This window comes from Ignavibacteriota bacterium, assembly GCA_016713565.1.
In the GTDB taxonomy this organism is placed as follows: domain Bacteria; phylum Bacteroidota; class Ignavibacteria; order Ignavibacteriales; family Melioribacteraceae.
The window spans coordinates 132,649-154,334 of sequence record JADJOX010000005.1; the positions used below are offsets into that span (position 1 = coordinate 132,649).

The 21,686-nt window shown below is 32.9% G+C and carries 13 protein-coding genes; all 13 read right to left on the reverse strand.

All coding sequences use genetic code 11. The features are described from left to right. Positions 1 to 2 precede the first annotated feature (2 nt). Positions 3 to 902 carry a TIM barrel protein gene (locus IPK06_05280; GenBank protein ID MBK7979412.1) on the reverse strand — a complete coding sequence of 300 codons (900 nt, stop codon included), beginning with the start codon at positions 900 to 902 and terminating at the stop codon, positions 3 to 5. A gap of 19 nt (positions 903 to 921) precedes the next feature. Beyond that, positions 922 to 2,391 carry a CoA-acylating methylmalonate-semialdehyde dehydrogenase gene (locus tag IPK06_05285; protein ID MBK7979413.1) on the reverse strand — a complete coding sequence of 490 codons (1,470 nt, stop codon included), beginning with the start codon at positions 2,389 to 2,391 and terminating at the stop codon, positions 922 to 924. Positions 2,392 to 2,409: 18 nt separating this feature from the next. Continuing rightward, on the reverse strand, positions 2,410 to 4,269 hold the full coding sequence (gene iolD / locus IPK06_05290) for a 3D-(3,5/4)-trihydroxycyclohexane-1,2-dione acylhydrolase (decyclizing) (protein ID MBK7979414.1): 1,860 nt from the start codon (positions 4,267 to 4,269) through the stop codon (positions 2,410 to 2,412). Continuing rightward, positions 4,269 to 5,288: a 5-dehydro-2-deoxygluconokinase gene (iolC, locus tag IPK06_05295; protein ID MBK7979415.1), complete on the reverse strand. Its 1,020-nt coding sequence runs from the start codon at positions 5,286 to 5,288 to the stop codon at positions 4,269 to 4,271. Before iolC ends, iolD begins: the two co-directional genes overlap by 1 nt. Continuing rightward, a complete protein-coding gene (gene iolB / locus IPK06_05300; protein ID MBK7979416.1) occupies positions 5,281 to 6,174 on the reverse strand; it encodes a 5-deoxy-glucuronate isomerase in 894 nt (297 codons plus the stop codon). Before iolB ends, iolC begins: the two co-directional genes overlap by 8 nt. Continuing rightward, positions 6,167 to 7,138 (reverse strand): class II fructose-bisphosphate aldolase family protein, encoded by a 972-nt coding sequence (locus tag IPK06_05305; protein MBK7979417.1) that lies wholly within the window; start codon positions 7,136 to 7,138, stop codon positions 6,167 to 6,169. The genes iolB and IPK06_05305 overlap by 8 nt, the downstream gene beginning before the upstream one ends. A gap of 4 nt (positions 7,139 to 7,142) precedes the next feature. Then, on the reverse strand, positions 7,143 to 9,383 hold the full coding sequence (locus IPK06_05310; GenBank protein ID MBK7979418.1) for a GH92 family glycosyl hydrolase: 2,241 nt from the start codon (positions 9,381 to 9,383) through the stop codon (positions 7,143 to 7,145). A gap of 323 nt (positions 9,384 to 9,706) precedes the next feature. Further along, positions 9,707 to 10,747, reverse strand: coding sequence for a LacI family DNA-binding transcriptional regulator (locus IPK06_05315; protein ID MBK7979419.1), 1,041 nt, complete (start codon positions 10,745 to 10,747; stop codon positions 9,707 to 9,709). 68 nt (positions 10,748 to 10,815) lie between these two features. Then, positions 10,816 to 12,396, reverse strand: a complete 1,581-nt coding sequence (locus IPK06_05320; protein ID MBK7979420.1) for a glycoside hydrolase family 28 protein — start codon at positions 12,394 to 12,396, stop codon at positions 10,816 to 10,818. 73 nt (positions 12,397 to 12,469) lie between these two features. Continuing rightward, positions 12,470 to 14,152, reverse strand: a complete 1,683-nt coding sequence (locus IPK06_05325; protein ID MBK7979421.1) for a T9SS type A sorting domain-containing protein — start codon at positions 14,150 to 14,152, stop codon at positions 12,470 to 12,472. A 108-nt stretch (positions 14,153 to 14,260) separates the two neighbouring features. Next, the gene (locus IPK06_05330; protein MBK7979422.1) at positions 14,261 to 17,260 is read right to left on the reverse strand and encodes a TonB-dependent receptor; all 3,000 of its coding nucleotides are present in this window, start codon (positions 17,258 to 17,260) and stop codon (positions 14,261 to 14,263) included. Positions 17,261 to 17,665: 405 nt separating this feature from the next. Beyond that, the gene (locus IPK06_05335) at positions 17,666 to 18,904 is read right to left on the reverse strand and encodes an MFS transporter (GenBank protein ID MBK7979423.1); all 1,239 of its coding nucleotides are present in this window, start codon (positions 18,902 to 18,904) and stop codon (positions 17,666 to 17,668) included. A 40-nt stretch (positions 18,905 to 18,944) separates the two neighbouring features. Next, positions 18,945 to 21,641, reverse strand: coding sequence for a hypothetical protein (locus tag IPK06_05340; protein ID MBK7979424.1), 2,697 nt, complete (start codon positions 21,639 to 21,641; stop codon positions 18,945 to 18,947). Between the last annotated feature and the right edge of the window lie 45 nt (positions 21,642 to 21,686).

Here is a 21,686-nt window from a genome sequence, read left to right on the forward strand (position 1 = left end):
TTTTATAATCCTAAAGATTTTATGTAATCTCTGTTATGTTGCGCGCATTCTTTTGGTTTTCCCATACCCGGTAAAACATCCTGTTCAACAACAATCCAGCCGTCATAATTCATATTTTTTAATTCTTCAACAATTGAAGGAAAATCAACTGCTCCTTTTCCTAACTCACAAAAAACACCATTCTTTACTGATTCAAAATAATCCCATCCTTCATCTCTAGATCTTTGTGCAATATTAGTTTCACAATCTTTAAAGTGAATATGCCAAATTCTTTCTTTGTGTTTTTTCAATGCTTCAAGCGGATCACCGCCGCCAAACATAAAATGACCCATATCTAAAACTAACCCTAACAATTTCGGATCCGTTAATTCCATTAGTTTATCAACTTCATAAGGTGTTTCAACATAACCGGCGCAATGATGGTGAAATACAGTACGCAGTCCGGTTTCATCCTTAACAGCTTTTGCCAATTTGTCCGCGCCTTGCGCAAAGTTTTTCCATTCTTCATCTGATAAACTTAAATCACGATTTACTCTTCCCGCATTTTTTGTTCTTTTTTCAACAGAGCCATTATTATCAGCTAGCACAATAAACGCATTTCCATAACCCGCGTTTTTCATAAGCGAGGCCGTTTTTACCGCAACTTCAATTCCATCTTTATGTTTTGATACATCTTTTAAAGATACCGGAACAAAAGCTCCAACCATTATTAAATTTCTTTGTTTTAATTCATTATCCAAATCCTGTGGATCAGTCGGCATAAATCCCCAATCTCCAAGTTCTGTCCCAACATAACCTGTTTCCTTAATTTCATTTAGTACTTGAATATAATCCGGCGCTTTTCCATCCAGATCAAATTCTAAAACTCCCCATGAACATGGTGCATTTGCAATTTTAATCATAATTTATCTCCAATAAATATTAAAACCTTCTTGTCCATTCACTATACCACCTTTCTATCACTACTTTCGTTTGCGTATAGAATTCAACTGCATGTTTTGACTGACCATGCAGATCGCCAAAAAATGATTCTTTCCATCCGCTGAAAGGAAAAAATGCCATTGGTGCCGCGATACCAATATTTACACCAATATTTCCCGCAACTACGTCATGTCTAAATTTTCTCGCAGAGGAACCGTCGGAAGTAAAAATACATGCGGCATTGCCGTATTTACTATTATTTATAAAATCTATGGCTTCGCTTAAATTATCCGCATATTTTAAATTCATTACGGGTCCGAAAATTTCAGTCGTAGCCGCGTCAGTGTCGATTGGGGCATTTTCAATAATTGTAGGAAAAATGTAATTCCCGCCTTCGTAATTATCAACATTTTTATTTCTTCCGTCTAAAAGAATTTTTGCTCCTTTATTTTCCGCTTCACCGATGATTTTTAATATTCTTTCTTTACTTTCTTTAGTTATAATTGCCCCCATTTGGGAAGAATTATCCAAACCATAACAAGTGGTTTTTGATTTAGCGGCATCAATTAATTTTTTTGTAAATTTTTCTTTTGCTTCGCCCACTAGAATTACGGTAGAGGCAGCCAAACAGCGTTGACCGGCACAGCCGTAAACACTATCAGCAATTATATTTGTAGTTGTTTCCAAATCAGCATCCGGCATTATTACAACGGGGTTTTTCGCGCCGCCTTGTGCTTGAACTCGTTTACCATGTTTTGTACCTTCAGAATAAACATATTTGGCAATATTTGAAGAACCGACAAAACTAATTGCTTTTATATCGGGATGTTTAAGAATTCCATCTACAGTTTCTTTTCCGCCATGAACTAAATTCAATACGCCTTCAGGAAGTTTTAATTCCTCTAGAAGTTCAAAGATTCTTGTCATTGTTTCAGGAACTTTTTCCGAAGGTTTGACAATATATGTATTACCAGCCGCTATTGCATAAGGCATGAACCAAAATGTAATCATAATTGGAAAATTAAATGGTGCGATGCATGAGCCAACGCCTAATGGCTGGCGAATTACATATTCATCAATTCCAGCAGAAATATCTTCTGAAAATTCACCTTGCATTAAGGTTGGAATACCGCAAGCAACCTCAATATTTTCAACTGCTCTTACAATTTCAGCTTTTGATTCACTAAAAGTTTTGCCGCATTCTTTTGTGCTTATTTCAGCTATTTCATCTGCATTATTTTCCAAAATTGTTTTCATTTTAAATAAATATTGGATTCTTTTTTCTGCAGGAGTGTTTCTCCATTTCAGAAATGCTTCGGCTGCTGCAGAGGCGGCTAAATTTACATCTTCGAAACAACCTTCAGGAACATTGCTTATAATTTCACCGCTGCCTGGATCTTTTACATTTAAATATTTATTGGATTTACTTTCCGTCCATTTTCCATTAATATAATTTTTTAATTTTTTCATCTTATAGGTTTCTTCCAATTATAAATAATATCTTTGCTCACTTTTATTTTTAACATAATCTTTATATGCCTCTTTAACCGTCTCCATTTCAGAAATTTGAGATATGGCAACTTCCCACCAGCTGTAACCTTCAACGGTTTTTTCAAGGTTTGTTTCAACATAAATTAATGTTGTTTTATTGGCTGTTTTTGCCTTTGCTAAACATTTAACTAATTCGTCAAAACTTTTAGCTTCCAAAACATTTGCCCCAAGACTTTCGGCATTTTTAATAAAATCAACTGGTAAAATCTCACCATCCAAATTACCAGACTTGGTATTTCTATATCTGTATTTAGTTCCAAATCTTTTACTTCCAATTGATTCAGATAAACCACCGATGCTTGCAAATCCGTTGTTGTTCAAAAGGATTATTGTAAATTTTATACCTTCTTGAATTGCCGTTATAATTTCATTATTATTCATCAAATAATTTCCATCGCCAACCATAACGTATATTTCTCTATCCGGACAAGCCATTTTAGCGCCAATTCCTGCGGCAAGTTCGTAACCCATTGTTGAATATCCGTATTCTAAATGGAATCCTTTATTACTTGTTGTGCGCCATAATTTATGAAGATCTCCGGGCAGACTACCGGCTGCACAAAGTACAACATCTTTTTCATCGGCAAAATTATTAACCGCTCCAACAACTTCCGCTTGAGTTAAAGGGAATTTATTTGTTTTTTCATAATATTCTGTAACTTTAATATCCCAAGATTTATTAAATTCAATAGCTTTATTTCTCCAGTCTCTTTCAATTTTATAATTATCTAATAATTCTATCAACTCCTGCAGAACAACTTTTGCGTCACCAATTATAGGTAGTGCAGAATGTTTATGAGAATCAAAATCGGTGATATTAATATTTATGAATTTTACATTTGGGTTTTTAAACGCTGTTTTAGACGATGTTGTAAAATCACTATACCTTGTTCCTATGCCAATAATTAAATCCGCTTCGGCAGACATTTGAACCGCACCCGGAGTTCCGGTAACGCCGACCGCACCTAAATTTTCGGGCTTATCATATTTCAGGGATCCTTTACCAGCAAAAGTTTCTGCAACCGGAATTCCTGTTAAATCAACAAGCTTATCGAGTTCATATGTTGCATCACTGTATATTGTTCCGCCTCCGGCAATTATTAAAGGTTTTGTGCTTTTCCTTATCATGTTCGCCGCGGTTGATAATAATTCTTTATCCGCTCTGGTTCTTTGAATTAACCATGTTCTTTCTTTGAATAAATCTTTTGGAAAATCAAAAGCTTCGGCTTGAACATCCTGAGGAAGAGCAAGTGTTACTGTCCCCGTTTCAGATGGTGATGTAAGTACTCTCATAACTTCAGGAAGTGCTGTAATTAATTGCTCTGCTCTATTTATTCTGTCCCAATATTTTGAAACGGGTTTAAAGCAATCGTTTACAGAAACATCTTGTGTATATTGTAATTCAAGCTGCTGCAGAACAGGCGCAACGTTTCGCCTTGCGAAAATATCGCCGGGAATTAATAATACCGGCAATCTATTAATTGTTGCGGCAGCGGCTCCCGTAAGCATATTTGTCGCACCCGGACCAATAGAAGTTGTACAAACAAACGTACTTAAACGATTCATCATTTTTGCGTAAGCAGCGGCAGTATGCACCATTGACTGTTCATTTCGGGTTTGGTAATATTTGAATTCTGGGTTTTCATGAAGAGCTTGACCAATACCGGCAACAATTCCATGTCCGAAAATGCCAAAACAGCCCGCAAAAAATTTGTTCTTTTTACCGTCTCTTTCAACATATTGATTCATTAAAAATTTAATTACTGCTTGAGCAACCGTTAGTTTAACTGTTTCCATTAAAATCCTCCATATGATTCAATAAATTGCATTACTTCATTGTAAGTGGGATTAAAATTTGCGCATCCATGTTTTGTGACTAATATAGCACCGCAGGCATTTGCTAATCGGCAGCTTTTATACCAATCCCAATTATTTAGAAAACCAAAAATGAAACCGGCTGCAAAAGCGTCACCCGCCCCTAAAATATTAATTACTTCAACCGGAAAACCGGGCACGTCAATTCGTTTTCCATTTTGCAAATAATATGAAGCACCTTTAGATCCACGTTTTACAATTAATGCTTCAACTCCGGTTTTAAGAATATTCTCAATTGCTTCATCAATGTTCCCGGTAATTTCAGGAGCAGAGATTTGCTGATTTTTAATACTGATCTGCGTCGGATCTTTTAACATTGTAGCTAAAATTTCTTCTTCGGTTCCTATAGCTAAGTTTGCGTAATTCAAGAAGGCTCTTGTAGTAACGCCAAATGCTCTTGCATCATACCACTGATCAGCTCTAAAATCCAAATCAATTAAAATCGGAATATTATTTTCTCTGGCTTGTTCGGCGGCAAAAAACGCGGCGGATCTGCTTGGTTCAATATTCAGCGCAGTTGCGGAAACTTCCAATAATCTAGTGCTTGAAATGTCTGCATTAATTACATCATCAATATTAAATTTTGAATCAGCGCAGTTATCACGATAATACACTAACGGAAAATTATTAGGCGGTTCAATTCCTAAAATAACCGCGCTTGTTCTTGAACCATCTTTTATAGGTATAAATTTAGTTTCAACATCTTCCTTAGTTAAAAAGTTCAGAAGAAATTTTCCAACCATATCATTTCCAACCGCGGAAAGAAGAGCAGATTTTAATCCCAAACGTCGTAATCCAACCGCAATATTTAATGGCGAACCGCCGACAAATGCGCCAAATTCTTTAATGTCAATAAATGGCGCGCCAATATTATTACTATAAAGGTCAATAGATGAACGACCATAAGTAAAAACGTCATATTTTTTTTCTGTATTATTCATTATTCATTTCCAAAGTTACTAAAGGAAGTCTCTCATCCATCTTTTTCCAAGTTCCGTAAATCCATTTATGATCAGGGTCATCTGTATTAGCCAATGATTGATCCGATCCTGCAAGAAAATTTAAATAATAAGTATTATAACCGTGTCCTGCTGAAACAGGATGATAACCTCTTGGAATTAATACTACGTCATTATTATGCGGCTCGGCAATTTCATTTAGATCTCTACTATCTGTATAAACTTTCTGTAAAGCAAAACCCTGCTGTTTTTCAAACTTGTAAAAATATATTTCTTCAAGTTCAGCTTCAATTATTTTTCCATTGGGGGCCACTTTTCTTTCATCGTGTTTATGTGCCGGAAAAGAACTCCAATTTCCAGACGGCGTATAAACTTCAACACAAACGAGTTTACCACATGCAGATCCAGGAGGCAAAATAGAATTTATTTGTCGTGATGCATTATCTCCACCTCTTAGCTCAATGCCGAAATCTTTTACCATTTTAGGTGTAATAAAATATCCTACATGTTCACTTTGCGATTTAGTATAGCCAAACGCAAAATCAACTTCATCACTTTCGCCTTTCAGACTAAATTCAGTATGCGCAGGTAAGTAGACTGCATGCGGTAAACCGTTAAAAACATTTTTTCTGCCGTTTTCTGTAAACCAATTTCCATATTTAGATTCAATTGAAAATTTCCCTCCAAGCAGTACAATACAAATTTCAAATTCTTCAGAATTACTTTTCCAGATTTCACCTTTTGATATTTTCCTTGCGCCGAAGTTTAAATGTTTCCACCCAATATTATCAGTAGTCAAATCATGGTATTGTCCACTTTTAATATTATAAGGGTGAACTAATAATTTACAATTAAGATCTCTAATCATTGTAATCCATAATATTGTTTGTATTTATAAATAATGCATCTAAGTTATTTCCTAAGAAAAATGAAATACATTTTATATAAACCAATTTTGAAATTTCGTTAATATATTTTTCTCCAGGAATTGTAGGATCAAAAAGTTCTGGTGTTTCCATAAAAAATTCGCGGTGAACTCTCGTCCATAATAATCTTAAATCTGTTGCTATGTTAATTTTTGATATGCCGAGTTTAATTGCTCTTCGAATTTGTTCAATCTCAATTCCTTTTGCGCTGTTTTGCAATTTTCCGCCAACGTCATTAATTCTAATTATTTCACTTTTAGAAACATTCGACGCGCCATGAAGAACAATTGGGAATCCAAATTGATTATTATTTATTTTTTCAAGAATGTTAAATTGCAATCCATCAACATTTTGTAATTTATATGCGCCATGACTAGTACCAATTGCAACAGCTAATGAATCGATATTTGTCCTTTTAATAAATTCAGACGCTTGATCCGGATCAGTAAATCTAGAATTAAATTCTGAAACATTAATATTATCTTCAACTCCGCTAAGTACTCCCAATTCAGCTTCAACCGCGATTCCTTTTTCGTGTGCTCGATTAACAATTTCCGAAGTTATTGAAATATTATTTTCAAATGTTTCGTGAGACGCGTCGATCATAACCGAATCATAAAAACCGCTGTTAATTGCATTAATACAATGATCGATATTTCCGTGATCTAGGTGTACTGAAAATTCAACATTGGGATAAAGAATAGCAGCAGCCGAAATCATTGCCTGAAGCATTTCATGTGAAATATAATTTCGAGCTGCCGGCGTTATTGCAATTATTATTGGAAGTTCCGCTTTATTAGCGCCTTTAAAAACTCCCATTACTTGTTCAGCCGTAAAAACGTTGAACGCAGGAATTCCATAACTGCCGTAATATTTTTCGTATAATTTTTGTAAGGATATTTTCATTGATTTATTCTAAAACAAATTCCAAAACACCGCCATTCATAATTTCAGAATGATCTATTGTATTTTTTCCCAAAACTTTATTATTAAGTAAAATTGATTTTACAATGAAATTTTTACTTGTACCGGTTTTAAAAATTTTAAATGTTTTACCATTTCCCAAATCAATAATGCTTGAATTATTTTTTGGTAAAAATATAGCATACTCAGTTGAGCCCGGACAAACCGGATAAAATCCCATTGAAGCAAAAACGTACCAAGCTGACATTTGTCCCGAATCATCATTCCCGCTAAGTCCGCCTGGATCGGCGCCATATTCTTCATTCAAAATTTTATCAACAATTACATTTGTTTTATCTAATTCACCACTGTAAGCAAACAGAAATGGAATTTGATGACCTGGTTCGTTTCCATGCCAATAATTTTCACTTTGAAAAAAATATTCAAGTTCTTTATTGAATTCATCTTTACCGCCCATTAAATTTATTAGTCCGTCAATATCTTGAGGAACATACCAAGTATATTGCCAAGGCGTTCCTTCAGTAATATAGGGCATCCTTTTATCTTTGATAAATTCATTCGTGAATTTACCGTCTTTAAATTTTCCTCTTACACATTTTACGGAAGGATCAAAAACATTTTTATAATTTTTCGACCTATTATAAAATTTCAGGTAATCTTCAGTCATACCCATTTTTTTAGATATTTGACTCAACGCAAAATCATCATACGCATATTCCAAAGTTCTTGAAACTTGTTCTTGCTTATGGAATGATTGTTTTACGCTGTCTTCAAGTGGAATATACCCATATTGCAAATATGAGCTTAAAGCTCTTCTGCCTTTTCCATCATTATATTCCTTAAAATCTATTGGTGATTGGGTAGCATTTTTCACTAAAAATGAATACTGCTTTTGATCTAAATCTAAAATATTTTTAACATATCCGTCGGCTATTAATGAAATAACATGATCGCCTATCATAGCAGAAGTATAACTATTCCAGCAAGGGAAAATTGGAAGCCAACCGCCTTGTTCTGCCATAAGCAGCAAAGACTTCAACATACCTCGACTTTTCTCAGGAATTATTATATTAAATAACGGATGAAGCGCCCTATAAGTATCCCAAACGGAAAAGTCGGAATAATAATTATCATTGCCAGAATTCTTTGTTTCCTTTCCTCCATTGAAAGAAGGATAATCACCATTGAAATCGCTAAATGTCCGCGGGTGTTGAAGAGAATGATAAAATGAAGTATAAAATTTTACTTTTTCTTCATTACTGTCTGTTTCTATTTTTATTTTGGATAGATAGTCATTCCATATATTCTTTAACCGAAATTTTATTTCATCAAAATTTTTGTCCCCAATTTCGGCTTCTAAATTTTTTCTTGCATTTTCAATGCTTACAAAGGATGTCCCGATTTTTACATTTATAATTTTTTTTTCAGATTTTGTAAAATCAACATAAGCGCCAATTTTTTCAAGGTTCGCAATTTCATTTTGATTTTCAAAAACATTATTACCTTGATAAATACCGTAATTTAAAATTTGTACATCAAAACGTAAAACGAAATAACCGCTGAAACCGGCTTTTTCTCCCCAGCCCTGGTAAATTCTATTAACTGGGTTATAACCGACAATTTCATTTTCTTCAGGAATAATTCTAATAAAGCCTTCATTTTCATCGCTGTTGGGTTCTACAATTACATATTTATTTTCATCGGCAATAAAAGTAAATTTTAAGAAGCCGCATCTTTCGGTAGCTGCTAATTCGCAATCAATGTTGTAATTATCCAGATGCGTTTTATAATAATAGGGTGTTGAAATTTCATTATCATGATTATATACCGAACCTCTATTTTCAGGCAGGTAAATTAATTTACCTGAAATCGGCATAATTGTAAAACTTCCATAATCTTGAGTGCAAGAACCGCTTAACCAATGTGAGCCTCTAAATCCGGTAATCAGCGAATCCTTATAATAATAAGGTGCCACACACTTTGTTTCAACGTTCTTTGTTTGAGCCGTCCAATTTGTCATCCCAAATGGAACCGTAACAGAAGGAATTACTTGAGCGTTATTTTCAGTTCCTTCACCATGTTTTAAGGCGCTTATTGTTCTTGAAGGAGCTGTTCCAATCAATGGATTTACATACTTTACTAAATCATTTTGGGCAATTATTAGTGAATAATTATAAAGTGAAATTATAATTATAGTATGATATATTTTAATAATTGTCTTTTTCATTTTAATATTATTAATTATAAATTAAACTTATATAAGATATTTAGATATTATTAATATTAACTATTGTAAATTTTTATTTTAACTTGGTTAGCGTGATAAATTAAATAATACAGCTTATATAACAAATAAAATAGTTCTTAAAATTTCAGCTCACTAAATCGATTCATAATAAAAATGATTTTGTAACATTAAGTAATTTATAATGTTCCGGCATTACTGATTATTCTTACTAAAACGCTTTAGTTATTTAACGAAATTTGAGGTCAAAATCAAGATTTTTCTATGCGGGCTTGTTTAAATATACATTATTTTTGAATAATTAATTATTCCTTAGCTTGATACATTCTTTTAACCTTAGAGCATGTATTTCTTATTACTAATTGATGTTCCAAAATTACTTTTTCATTCCTTATTTCACCTTTTGATTGAATAACTCTAATGAGCAATTTAGTGGCTTCTTCACCAATTTTAAATGCGGGCATGTCAATGGTTGATAAAGGGAACTTTAAGTATTTACCGAAATCAATGTTATCAAAACCAAAAACAGATACATCTTCCGGTACGCTTATTTCTAATTTTTCTAACGCATTTATTACACCAATTGCAGCAAGATCATTATAACAAAATACTGCGGTTGGTCTATTGCCATTGCTATTGGAAAACAATTCATGAGCAAGATTATAACCATCTTCTATGTTTGGTCCGACTGTAAAAAGTAGCTCATCATCAATTGGAATTAAATTTTCATTCAACGCGTTTTGATAACCATATAGTCTTTTTTGAGCATGTCCCGAATGCGGCGGACCGCCAAAGTAGGCAATTTTCTTATGTCCTAATTTTATTAGATGCAGCACTGCTTCCTTTGCTGCTTTACGATTATCAATATCCACACTATTAACAGTATAATTATCAATCATGCCAAGAATTACAAATGAAACATTGTCACTCATCAAATTTGCCAATGAAAAAAAGTTTCTTACGTCATTTTGAATTGGAGAAATAATCAACCCGTCAACTCTTTTACTTAACATTGTATTGATTATTTCAGCTTCTTTTTCAGCATTTAATTCCGAACTTCCCAACAAAACAGAGTAACCAAATTCCGAAGCGGTGTCATAAACGCCTTTCATTACTTTGGCAAAATGCGGATTATCAATTTCTTTAATTATTAAACCTATACTTTTCGTTTCCTTTAACGCAAGAGATTGCGCAATTTGATTTGGATTATAATTATACTTCTCAATTACTTTAAGAACTTTTTCTCTAGTCTTTTTAGAAACTCCTGGTTTATTATTAAGTACTATAGATACGGCAGAAACCGAAACGTTGGATAATTTTGCAATGTCTACAATTGTCAACTTCATAAAAATTCCTAACAGAACAATTCAATTATTTTATAATTGCAAATTTAATAATCTTTAAAGAATAATGTTCATTTAATTATAAATAGTTCTTTTTCTAATTTATCATCAATGAAATAATCTTTAACATTAAATAGAATTATTTGATGCTTATCAATTTCATCTTCCAAAATATCAATTTTTTCTAAATTTAATTTTTCAACATCATCAAAAACAAAAGCCGGTCTATAATCTGGATTCTCTGCAACAATGATGAAATTTTTCATAGTCAAATTTTTTACATGCCGAATATAAAATGCCCAAGAAGGTAATTCACCAAACATGTGAAATTCAGGGTACTCCTTTTCATTTTCCGGAACATCTTTTAATTTAAATAAGGGTAGATTGGCTAATCCATTATTGCCTTTACCTGGATAAACTATTTCAAAATTCTCTAAAGTAACATTTTCAATAAAGTTTTCCGGAAGCCCTGTAATTGATGCGGGAAATGGATTGTGAATGAATGATAATTCCGGTCCGCGAATTTCATAATTTAAATCAGGTACATTAAATGGAATATGAACTTTTATATCTTTTATTACAATATTTTTAAGGGTTCCTATTTTACCATCAACGTTTCTATGTCCTAATTTTATAAAAACCGCATTTCTTGTATTATATGCAGTAATGTTTTTAATATAAACATCTTCTAAAATACCGCCGTCGACAGATTCTAATGCTATTGCTGATCTGAATGTATCAAATACTTTGATATTTTTAATTGTAATATTTTTAAATCCGCCGGATGATGCAGTGCCGAATTTTACCGCACTTGCGCTTGATCTTATCGTATTATTTTCAATAACGATATTTTCATTTAATGCACTACTATCTTCAGATTTTAAACAAATTCCATCATCAGCTGAATTTATATAACAATTAAAAACATGAACATTTTTACAGTCAACGATATCCAAACCGTCATTATTCCAATAAGCATCACTTATAACTTTAATATTATCTATTTTCAAATTGCTGCATAATTGATAAGTCTGCACCCAGCATGAAGAATTTTTAAGATTTATATTTTTTATTTCAATAGAATCACATTTATAAAATTTGATTAATTCAGGCCTAATATGTTCATTTGGTCTTTTTCTGTTTTTATTATAATAAATAGAATCTAATTTACCGGCATAAAATAAACTGTCAATTTTTAATGCTAAACTTCTTCCCTGACCGTCAATTATTCCATCGCCTGTAATTTTTATATTGCTCTGATTTTCAGCTAATATAAGAGCTTTCCAATCATCTATATTTTTATAATCGCTAATATCTGTAGAGCCGACTAATACAGCTCCTTTATCAATTTGCAATTCAACATTTGATTTAAGATAAAATGATCCTGTTAAAAATATTCCAGGTGGTACAATAACCTTTCCTCCTCCATTTTTATAGGCATCATCTATTGCGGCTTGAATATAAATATGATTTAAAGTGTTACAATTTGATTTTGCACCATAATCTAAAATGTTATAATCTTTTACTTCTCCTAAAACTAAATCTTGCGGGAATAATAAAAATGCAGAGTATATAATTGAGAATTTAAAAAGAAGGTGTATTTTATTGAAATTATTAAGAAATGATTCAATATGATTTTTCACATAGCGCAAAGTTTACCTAAATATTATTAAAAAAGTTTCTCCATAATTTATATGGAGAAACTTAATTGAACAATAACTAATATTATTTTAAGAACATCATTTTCTTTGATGCAGCAAATTTCTGTCCTGCTGCATTTATTGTACTAATTGAATATACATAAATTCCGCTGCTTAATTTTGACGCGTCAAAATTAAATGAATGACTTCCGGCTGCAAGATTATGTTCTGTCATCTCAAATACTTTTTGTCCCAAAACATTATACACCGATACTGTTACGTTTGCTTGTTCTGGAATTCCAAATGTAATTTTTGTCGATGGGTTAAACGGATTTGGGTAATTATTTGATAAATAGTAATCCTGTGGAATTACAGAACCTTCTTGTTTAACCGATACCATGTTTGGTGTAATCATTGGTGTGGCTGAGCCAGGAACATATAAAGCTTTTGCATTTGCAATTGAATCTCTTAATGAAGCTATAATTGCAGTTTTATTTGTCAAAAATTCTGCTTTCTTTGATGGGAACCAGTTTAAATCGCCTAAAGGCAATCCATCAGTTCCGGCTTTCTGCAAATATGTGTTTGTATAGCTTAAATCCATAGCAGGAGGCCAAGCGGCGATTGATGGAATTCCGGTTGTTGTATCCCAAACTACTGGTGATGGAACTCTCCAATCCGGCCAATCTGTTCCTCTGTGTGCCGAATACCAATATTCATCTAAGAACTGAATTTGTTTTGCGAGAATATCAGGATAGTTATTAAATCCAATTTCAAATTCAGCATAATTAGTACCAATTTTATAGTTGTTATCAATAGTTACAAAAGAATCAACATTAGCATGTTCCCACAATAAGCTCGGTAAAATTGAATCTCCGCCTGAAGTTACAAACCAATTATCAATTTCAGGTTGGCGATAAAAGAAGTTATTGCCAAGGTACAATGATATTGAATCCAATTTTGCTTTTGCATCTGCGAAATAATTCCATGTTGTAAAATATGAATCATAAACGTTGCTTGTTGTTTTACGACCAACAAAATGATAATTATAGAAAATATTATTGGCTTGAATCATTTCGTATGCACGCTGTTCGTGTCCGTTTACTGTTTGATTTACATATGTACAATGTAGTTCGTGAACTGTAGCATTAAGCCAGGGACCACTATTTGCAATCAATCGTCCTGAGTTGAATACTGTATTGTTTTCAAGTGTTACATCTGTACAAGCAACATCCATTCTTAATGGAAAACCGCCCCAAGGTGAATAACTTAATCTAACACCATTTAAGAAGACGCAGTTTGTAAGAGAAATTACGGACCCTTTAAATTGATTTCTAAATGCAAAATCCTGCCAGTCAACCGCGGCAACATTGTCTGCTACAAAGCCTTCTCCGCCAACATTTGCAACAAAAGTGCCAACAACAGCGCCATTGCTGTGCAACCCGCTTAGCATGAGGTTTTTAAGTGTAACTTTTCCCCCAGTACCAATTTCCATTAATTGTCTTGCAAGACCATCATCGCCAGGAGTATTAACCAATACCGGCGGATTTTCCGCTGAACCAATCCAATCTACTGCAGGACCCTGGATTGTAATATCCCAAGTTACATCTAGTCTTCCGTCAAATGCATATATCTTGCCAGTTTCAACTAAATAAACTCCAGGACCAGTAATTTGATCATTTACAAATTGGTTTGCATCCAAAGTTGTTTGAGCCATTAATGTTGTTCCAAATGCGATTAAAAACAACATAGATTGCATCATTTTTTTCATTCATTCCTCCCTTTTTATTTTAGGTATGTTTTATTTTTTTTAGTTATAAATAATTTTCAATACTGTTTTTAAATCTCCTTTTATTTTTTTAGGTAAAATTTTTAATAATTAAAATTCGTACTTTACTCCCAAATCAGTTGTCATCCCATAATATTCAACAGAATTTAATTTTTTCAAGACACTTATAAAACGGCGATCCGGTTCATTTGAAATATTATTCACATTTAAATAAACCTGTAACCCTTGCACCCATGGTAATTTTTGAATCGCAGTAAAATCCCATCGGTATGAAGCGTCGGTATAAGCATCTCTTTCGTCAAATGTCCTATCTACTGAAATTAAAACGTTATCTTGGAACACGAATGAAAGACGCGCAGAAAAATCACTGTAATCGTAACCAATTGTTGCATTGAGAATATCATTTGGTTGATCAGGCATACGACCTGCTCTTGATGAATCTATAAAAACAGTTTTAGCAAATGGTCCTGTTCCTATCTTCTTTGATGTTTGGAATGGGTAGCTAGTTTCTGAACTGATATGTGTATAATTAATGTTAAAAACTATTCCATGTAAGAAAGAAGGAAGATACCAAAAATGGGTCTGCCAATCTAATTCGAATCCGCGAATAAATGATGTTTGCTCCAAGTTAATCCATGTGTCAATTTGCGTGTCTTGAGTCTTGGTTAATAGCATCATATTATTGATAGTTGAAGCATCTTTTGTTTTAAAACTTGATGCTACTATTAAATTATCTACTTCTTTATAAAAGTAACCGGCTGTGAACAATCCAATTTTATTATCATATACCGAAGCGTAAACGTCATAATTTTGTGAAATTGCTGGTTTCAAATAAGGATTTCCAATGAATAAAGTTGGCGGATTATTAAAAGTATTCAGGTATCTATAAGGCGAAATCGCTCTGTAATCAGGATAAATTATGCTCTTTGTCGAAGCCAATCTAATATCTAGCCAATCAAGCGGCTTAATACGCACATGAAGTTGTGGAAACCAATTTTTTCCGTTAATGGTATTTATTGTATCAACATTTAATTTAGTACTTCTAAAATCAAAAGTATTCGGGCCATATCTTTCGGTAAAATATGCTGAATAATCAACATCAAAATTTTCATAACGAATACCGGGATACAAAGTAACATATCGTCCAATATTTAAATCGGTCTGAACATAAAATGCGGATAAATTTCTTGAATAATCATAATCATATTGCCTTGAAGGCTGTTCTTCAATTGGATAAGCTGAATAAATTATACCGTTGTCATTTACTGTATTGGCTTTCGCTAATCTTTCAAAAATTTTCATTCTATCTGTATTAGGTAAGTAAAAAAAGGTGTTGATACCTTCTTTTCCAGATAAAAAATCACCTACGTCATAATTTGCGTTTTCAAATAAAAAAGCTCGTATTCCTAAATTTCTATCTTCCGGAGCTAAGCCCAAATCTGTCCATACTGAATCCTCTAAAAGTTGAACAAATAATTCGCCAACATGAACTCGATCCGGAGTGTTGAACCATTGTGTTTCGTCGTTCTTTCTATTGTTGTGTACAAATTTTCCGCCAAATTTTAATGTTCCTGAAAGATAAGTAGAAAAATTATATGGAATTTTAAAATTTAATAGACCTTCTTGAGCAGATTCATTTACATCTCTTTTTAAAGTATTAAAATTTGTTACTCTCAAATTTTTACTAACAGAAATAGTATTTAAGAAAACATCCGGTTCTGATTCTCTAGCAATAAATCCCTGCGGAATTATTGTTCCTGTCTGCCCCTGTTCCGTACCAACATTCATGCGCAGATCTCCAGGTCTATATTGAGAAGAAACAGAATTTGAAATAGAAAAATCCATACCAATATTAGAAAATTCAAATTCGCCTTGAAGCGCATTATTAAATACAGTATTGCTTGCCTCACTTAAAGTAGCATAAGCTGAAAATGCACCGTTAGTATAGATGCCATTCCAAACTTCTTTTTGATTTTCTGATAAGTTGCTAATAAAATTATTCAGAAATAATTTACCAAACGGCAATTGATAATCAAGCACTAAACCGCCACCGGCTCTTTTTCTATTTGTAATTCTATCGGTAATTGTAGCATACTCAAGTTCCGTAAGCAGTAAATCACTTCCTTGTTCTGTCACAGTTGATCTATTTGTTATCCACGAAGCACTTAATACATCAGAATTTCTGTTAAAATTATCTAAGAAACCTGAAACTTGAACACCAAGTTTTTCATCGAAAAATCTATCGCTTATTAACCCGTTAATCCTATAATTACCGTAAGTATTTGCCATTGAACCGTAACCGCCTTGAGCGCCAAATCTACTATGAAATCCTTCGTCGGCACTTCCGATTTTTAAATTAACGGTTCCGCCAACTGCATCCGCGTCCATATCCGCCGTAAGAGCTTTAGTTACTTCAATTCCGGAAAGTACATTAGGAGCAATCATATTTAAATCAACGCTTCTGTCGTCACGGTCAGTGGACTGCATTCTAACGCCGTTCACTTGCATTACATTATATTTAGGTGATAATCCGCGGACGGTAACTTTTTGTCCTTCTCCTCCGCTTCTAACTATACTAATTCCGGGCAACCGCGCCACAGATTCCGCAGCATTAATATCAGGTATATCCTGAATACGATCAGCTGAAACTACGTTTTTTATTGTATTAGATGACAACTGCTGATTTATAGCTTCAATCTGTCCAACCGCTTGAGCTGAAACAAGAACTTCCTCACTTTCAACTGCAACATATTCAAGATCAACATCTAATTTAAGTGTTGAACCTGATTTAACATTTATTGCTATTTTCTTTTCCTTATAGCCGATATATTTAACTATCATATTGTAATCACCAGGTGGCACTTGTCTTATTACATATTCACCATCCAATGAAGAAGCAGCTCCAAAACTTGTTCCATCTAAAAAAACATTTGCACCGGGCAATGGATCACCGGACGCTTTGTCGTTTACGACTCCTATAATATTTCCGGATCTTTGTGCAAGTTGAAAACTGCTAATAAATATCAATAATAAGAATGAACGAAAAATTAAACTGCCGAAGTTGTTTAGATTAGTATTGAATGATTGCATAATTTCATTTCCATGTTTTTTTGCAAATAGTTATTAAGTTTTCTTTGTTCAATGTATTTTTAAGAAACAAAATTGAAATATTAACAAACTATAATTTTTATAAATTTTACCAAATTATAAATAAGACACTTTGTAACTTTAGACTTTGTAATTCGAATTAAGCACTATCTGAAAAGGAAATTGACTATTTACTATACCGATTTACTTATAGTTAAGTCAAATGATTAAACACTTTAAACCAATAATCAATTATTTTTACTAAAACGGTTTAGTTAAATACTGTTTTTAATTTTTAAAAGCAAGTTATTTTTTTAAAAAAGAATTTTAAAATGAATAAATATGCAGTTTGCAGTAATCTGAACAGTGATGAAAGATCTTAAATTCATTTTTAATTTTAGTCCAAAACTAATTTCTTTTTATTGTTTCATTGGAAATTATTGGCTTTGCCCAAATTCCAATGCTAAAGATGTATAGTAAAATTACGAAAATGAAAGACATCCCTGTTTTAAGACCAAAATTATCTCCAAGCCAACCAATGAATAGTTGAACAATTGCTCCGCCAATTATTGCAGTACACAAAATTCCGGCAAAAGAACCATGATGCTTATTTAAAGAATTAAGCGCTAATGAAAAAATAATTGACCACATTACTGAAATGGAAAACCCAACGGCGGGAAACGCAAAAAGTGAAATATCCGCACTACCTTCTAGCGCAAATGCCAAAAATATTATCGCCAAGACTGATGTAACAACCAAAATTTTTCGACTGTCAAATAATTTAAGTAAACCTAATCCTACTAAGCATCCTATTGACATCATTCCCCAAAACCATCCGACAATTGAAGCGCCCGTAGTTAAGGGATCAACGTTATGATAAGTATATAAGAATTTTGATATCCAAAATGAAACACCCTGTTCGGTACCAACATATGCAAATATCCCAATAAAAAATAATATTACTGTTTTGTTTTTAAATAGCTCTTTATGAATTTCCCAATTTCCGGTTATTTCGTCCTCTTTTCTTTCAACATTTGGAAATTTTGTAAAAAGTACTAAGGCGATCATAATTAATAGAATTATTGAAAATAAAATATATACCGAAACCCATGAAAGATCTACGGGAATAATTGTTGAAAATATTGATTTGATAAAATTATCTGAACTTTGCGCATTTAGATTAGAGATCAAATATGTCAAAATCATAGGTGAAATGAACGATGCGGCACCGAATAACAATTGAGCCAAAACTGAGTTAAACGCAAAATGTTCTTCGCCGCCGGAAACTCTTAATAATGGGTTTATTGCAACTTGAAGCATAGCCATTCCGGATCCCATAAGGAACAATGAAATCAAAAACACTAAATAATTTGGGAATAAGGAAAATAATAAGGAACCGATTAACGCTAATGAAAACGCCGCGATCATGGTATTTTTCTCTTTGAACTTTTCGACCAAAATGCCGGCAGGAATTGACATAACTCCATACGCAATGAAAAATGCAAATGGTAATAGTGAGGATAAGGTTAAACTCAGACTAAAGCTGTTAATCACATCTGGGTTTAAGGCACCCAGAATATTTGTAATGAAAGAAATCACAAAAAATGTAGACAATATTAATATAACAATGTAATTGTTTCTTTTCATTCTGAAATTCCCCCAAAAGTTAAATAAAAATATTACTTAATTAAAAAGGTTTTTGTACTATATCAAGTTTACCTTTTCTATTTTTAGACAAATTTAAATCAATACTTAATGTTCCTTTCCCAAGCATTTTATAATCAATTACTTTATTATTCCATTTTACTTCATAGTTAAAATTCGGGTTCATACAAACAACAAATGAAGCTGTTCTATTATTATTTTTAATTACAGATATATCTGCGCTGAAATTTGTGAATAATTTATCGAATTTTTTATTTTCAATCCAAACGTCAAACCCGGCGGAAAAGTTACCTGGCTGATAATATGCTGCAAACCAAATAACTACAGGCGAAGACAATGCACCGAATTCATGCCAGCCCGCACCTCTTCCGGTTTCAATTAAAAAATGCTCCATACAGTTATACGATGTTTCTACTTCATTCTTCCAAACATCCAAAGCCGTTTTTGCAATTTTAAACGCGAATTCCGATTCGCCAAGATCAAGCATAGTCTTCCAGAAAAACCATTGATGCGCCATCCAAACGGTCCCGTTCCAATAACCGTCAATTTTATAATACGGTGCTGATTGATCAACAGCTGAAAGTCCGACATTTGACCAAATATGTTTATCGGATTTTAATGAGGATAGTATTCTTTCTTTCTGACTATCATTACAAATTCCAGCAATTAATGGATAAGCTCCGTCGAAAGTCATATCATAGTTTATTTCATTATTGTACTTTAAAATATGATCTGGATTTCCATTTTCATCATGCACAACATAGCCAAAGTATCCGGTTTCATTATCCCATGAATACTTTTGAAGTGCTTTTGAAAATGTTTCAATATCGTTATCAAACTCTTTTACATCGTTTTTATAACCAAGTTTTTCCGCGGTCATTTTCAATATTTTTGCCGTTCTAATAACTTGCGATGAAGTAATTACTGGGGAAAGTGTTTTTTCCAATCCATTATCACGAACATATTTTTGCGGAGGCAAATCATCCCAACCTCCGGAATTATAAAAATAATCCCAAGTTTTTAAAAGATTTGATTTAAGGATCTTTGTCGATGAACTTCCAAGTTTTCCGGCCATAAATTCATGATATTGCTTTAGTCTTGGATAAAAATATTCAAGCATATCCTTTGATTGAGTTTTGTTCCATAATTCTAGAAATAAATAATGTTGAGTCGGAACGGGTGTTCCGTGATGAATGAATGCGGATTGTTCCCCGACTTCCTGCGTATAAGCATTTAAATTTTCCGCTGCGCGAAGAACATCACTCTGTAAAAGACCCATGCCAATAAAACCGGAATCCCAAGTATACAAACAATCCCACCATCTTCCCGGCGCGTGATGACGAATATATTGCTTTTGAGTATATATCGGATAAACAACGTTGCAATCCAATGTAGCGTTCATTTTTTCAATACTAAATTTATACTTCTCACCATCCGGCGTGCATTCAATATTTGGAACATTTCTCTTTGCGCCGCTGTAAATTTCTTCAAATTTTTCTGGACTGTATTTTAAATTTTCGAAATAATCTTCAATTTCATTTTTTGTTCCGTAATAAACAACTCCGTAAATATTTCGTTTGGAATTTGGTTCCATTATTATTGGTCTTAAAAATACATTTGTAAAATGTCCATCTTCCTCGCCGTGAAACACTTTTTGATTATGTTCATTTACATTACGCTTAAAGTAATCAGCAAGATCTCTTCCATACCATTCACGGATTTCAAATTCATCGTAAAACCAAATTAAGCCGTAATATTTATCGACATCTTCATATTTAAGTATCAGTGAATTATTAACCGGACCTTCGGTTATTTGCGGTGTATAATTCCATATCTTTAAATCATATTTGATATTTTTTGTCTGATCTTTTTCCACGATTGCAAATCCATCAAGTTCTATTTCACTACCGCCGTTAGAAATTAATTTAAGTTCATAATTACCTTTTTTGGTTTTACCCAATTCAAGAGTTGATTCGGAAAAGTCATCATTACCTGTAAATAATATTTCACTTTTTATCAAGCCGGCAACATTAAAGGAAAGTCGAGAATTATTTTTCATTTTGTATCTGAACATCAATACGGCATTTTCCATATCATTTTGCAAACTGATATTAAATGAAATTTCATCTCCAATATCTTTTCCAAATCCGGTTCCTATTCCGCTTCCGTTTACAAATTTATCGACTCTAATTTCGCCTCGCATTTTTCCGTCGTAAACTAAATTATCTGATGGTCTTGTATTTGCAAACTTCAAATCAGAATAATCAATTGCGTCAATCCATTGAGCTCCATTTGGTAATGTAATTCGCATAGGATAAATTGGCGTGTAGGGACTATATTCTTTTATTGGCGGAAAATTCATAGATGCCATAAAATGAATTACAAGGTTTTCATTTTGTTCAGTATTATTTACACATTCAATTTTTATTAATCTGCTTTTTTCAGAAATGTTGGAATAAGAAATATCCGTGTACAGTTGATCTTTCCAAATTACTTCATGTCTAAAGCTGAAATATTCTAAATTGGGCGAAGCTTCCCAAGGATGGTAATCGCTTTCATAATGTACATTAGGTACTGAAATTTTTCTTCTATAAAGACCCGGAAAAACACTAAGATCAAATCGAAGTCCGCTTTTAACGTCAGGAATGTGTGAAATGCCAATATATCTTTTTGTATAAGGACCCCAATCGGGCAATGTTAAATCATGTGTTTTAGATATTTTTTTAAGCGAGTCTAGCGATAAAAAATCTTGTGAAAAGTTAAT

Coding starts and splice junctions, on each gene's coding strand:
- IPK06_05280 (MBK7979412.1), bottom strand. CDS start 902: ATGATTAAAATTGCAAATGCACCATGTTCATGGGGAGTTTTAGAATTT.
- IPK06_05285 (MBK7979413.1), bottom strand. CDS start 2,391: ATGAAAAAATTAAAAAATTATATTAATGGAAAATGGACGGAAAGTAAA.
- iolD (MBK7979414.1), bottom strand. CDS start 4,269: ATGGAAACAGTTAAACTAACGGTTGCTCAAGCAGTAATTAAATTTTTA.
- iolC (MBK7979415.1), bottom strand. CDS start 5,288: ATGAATAATACAGAAAAAAAATATGACGTTTTTACTTATGGTCGTTCA.
- iolB (MBK7979416.1), bottom strand. CDS start 6,174: ATGATTAGAGATCTTAATTGTAAATTATTAGTTCACCCTTATAATATT.
- IPK06_05305 (MBK7979417.1), bottom strand. CDS start 7,138: ATGAAAATATCCTTACAAAAATTATACGAAAAATATTACGGCAGTTAT.
- IPK06_05310 (MBK7979418.1), bottom strand. CDS start 9,383: ATGAAAAAGACAATTATTAAAATATATCATACTATAATTATAATTTCA.
- IPK06_05315 (MBK7979419.1), bottom strand. CDS start 10,747: ATGAAGTTGACAATTGTAGACATTGCAAAATTATCCAACGTTTCGGTT.
- IPK06_05325 (MBK7979421.1), bottom strand. CDS start 14,152: ATGAAAAAAATGATGCAATCTATGTTGTTTTTAATCGCATTTGGAACA.
- IPK06_05330 (MBK7979422.1), bottom strand. CDS start 17,260: ATGCAATCATTCAATACTAATCTAAACAACTTCGGCAGTTTAATTTTT.
- IPK06_05335 (MBK7979423.1), bottom strand. CDS start 18,904: ATGAAAAGAAACAATTACATTGTTATATTAATATTGTCTACATTTTTT.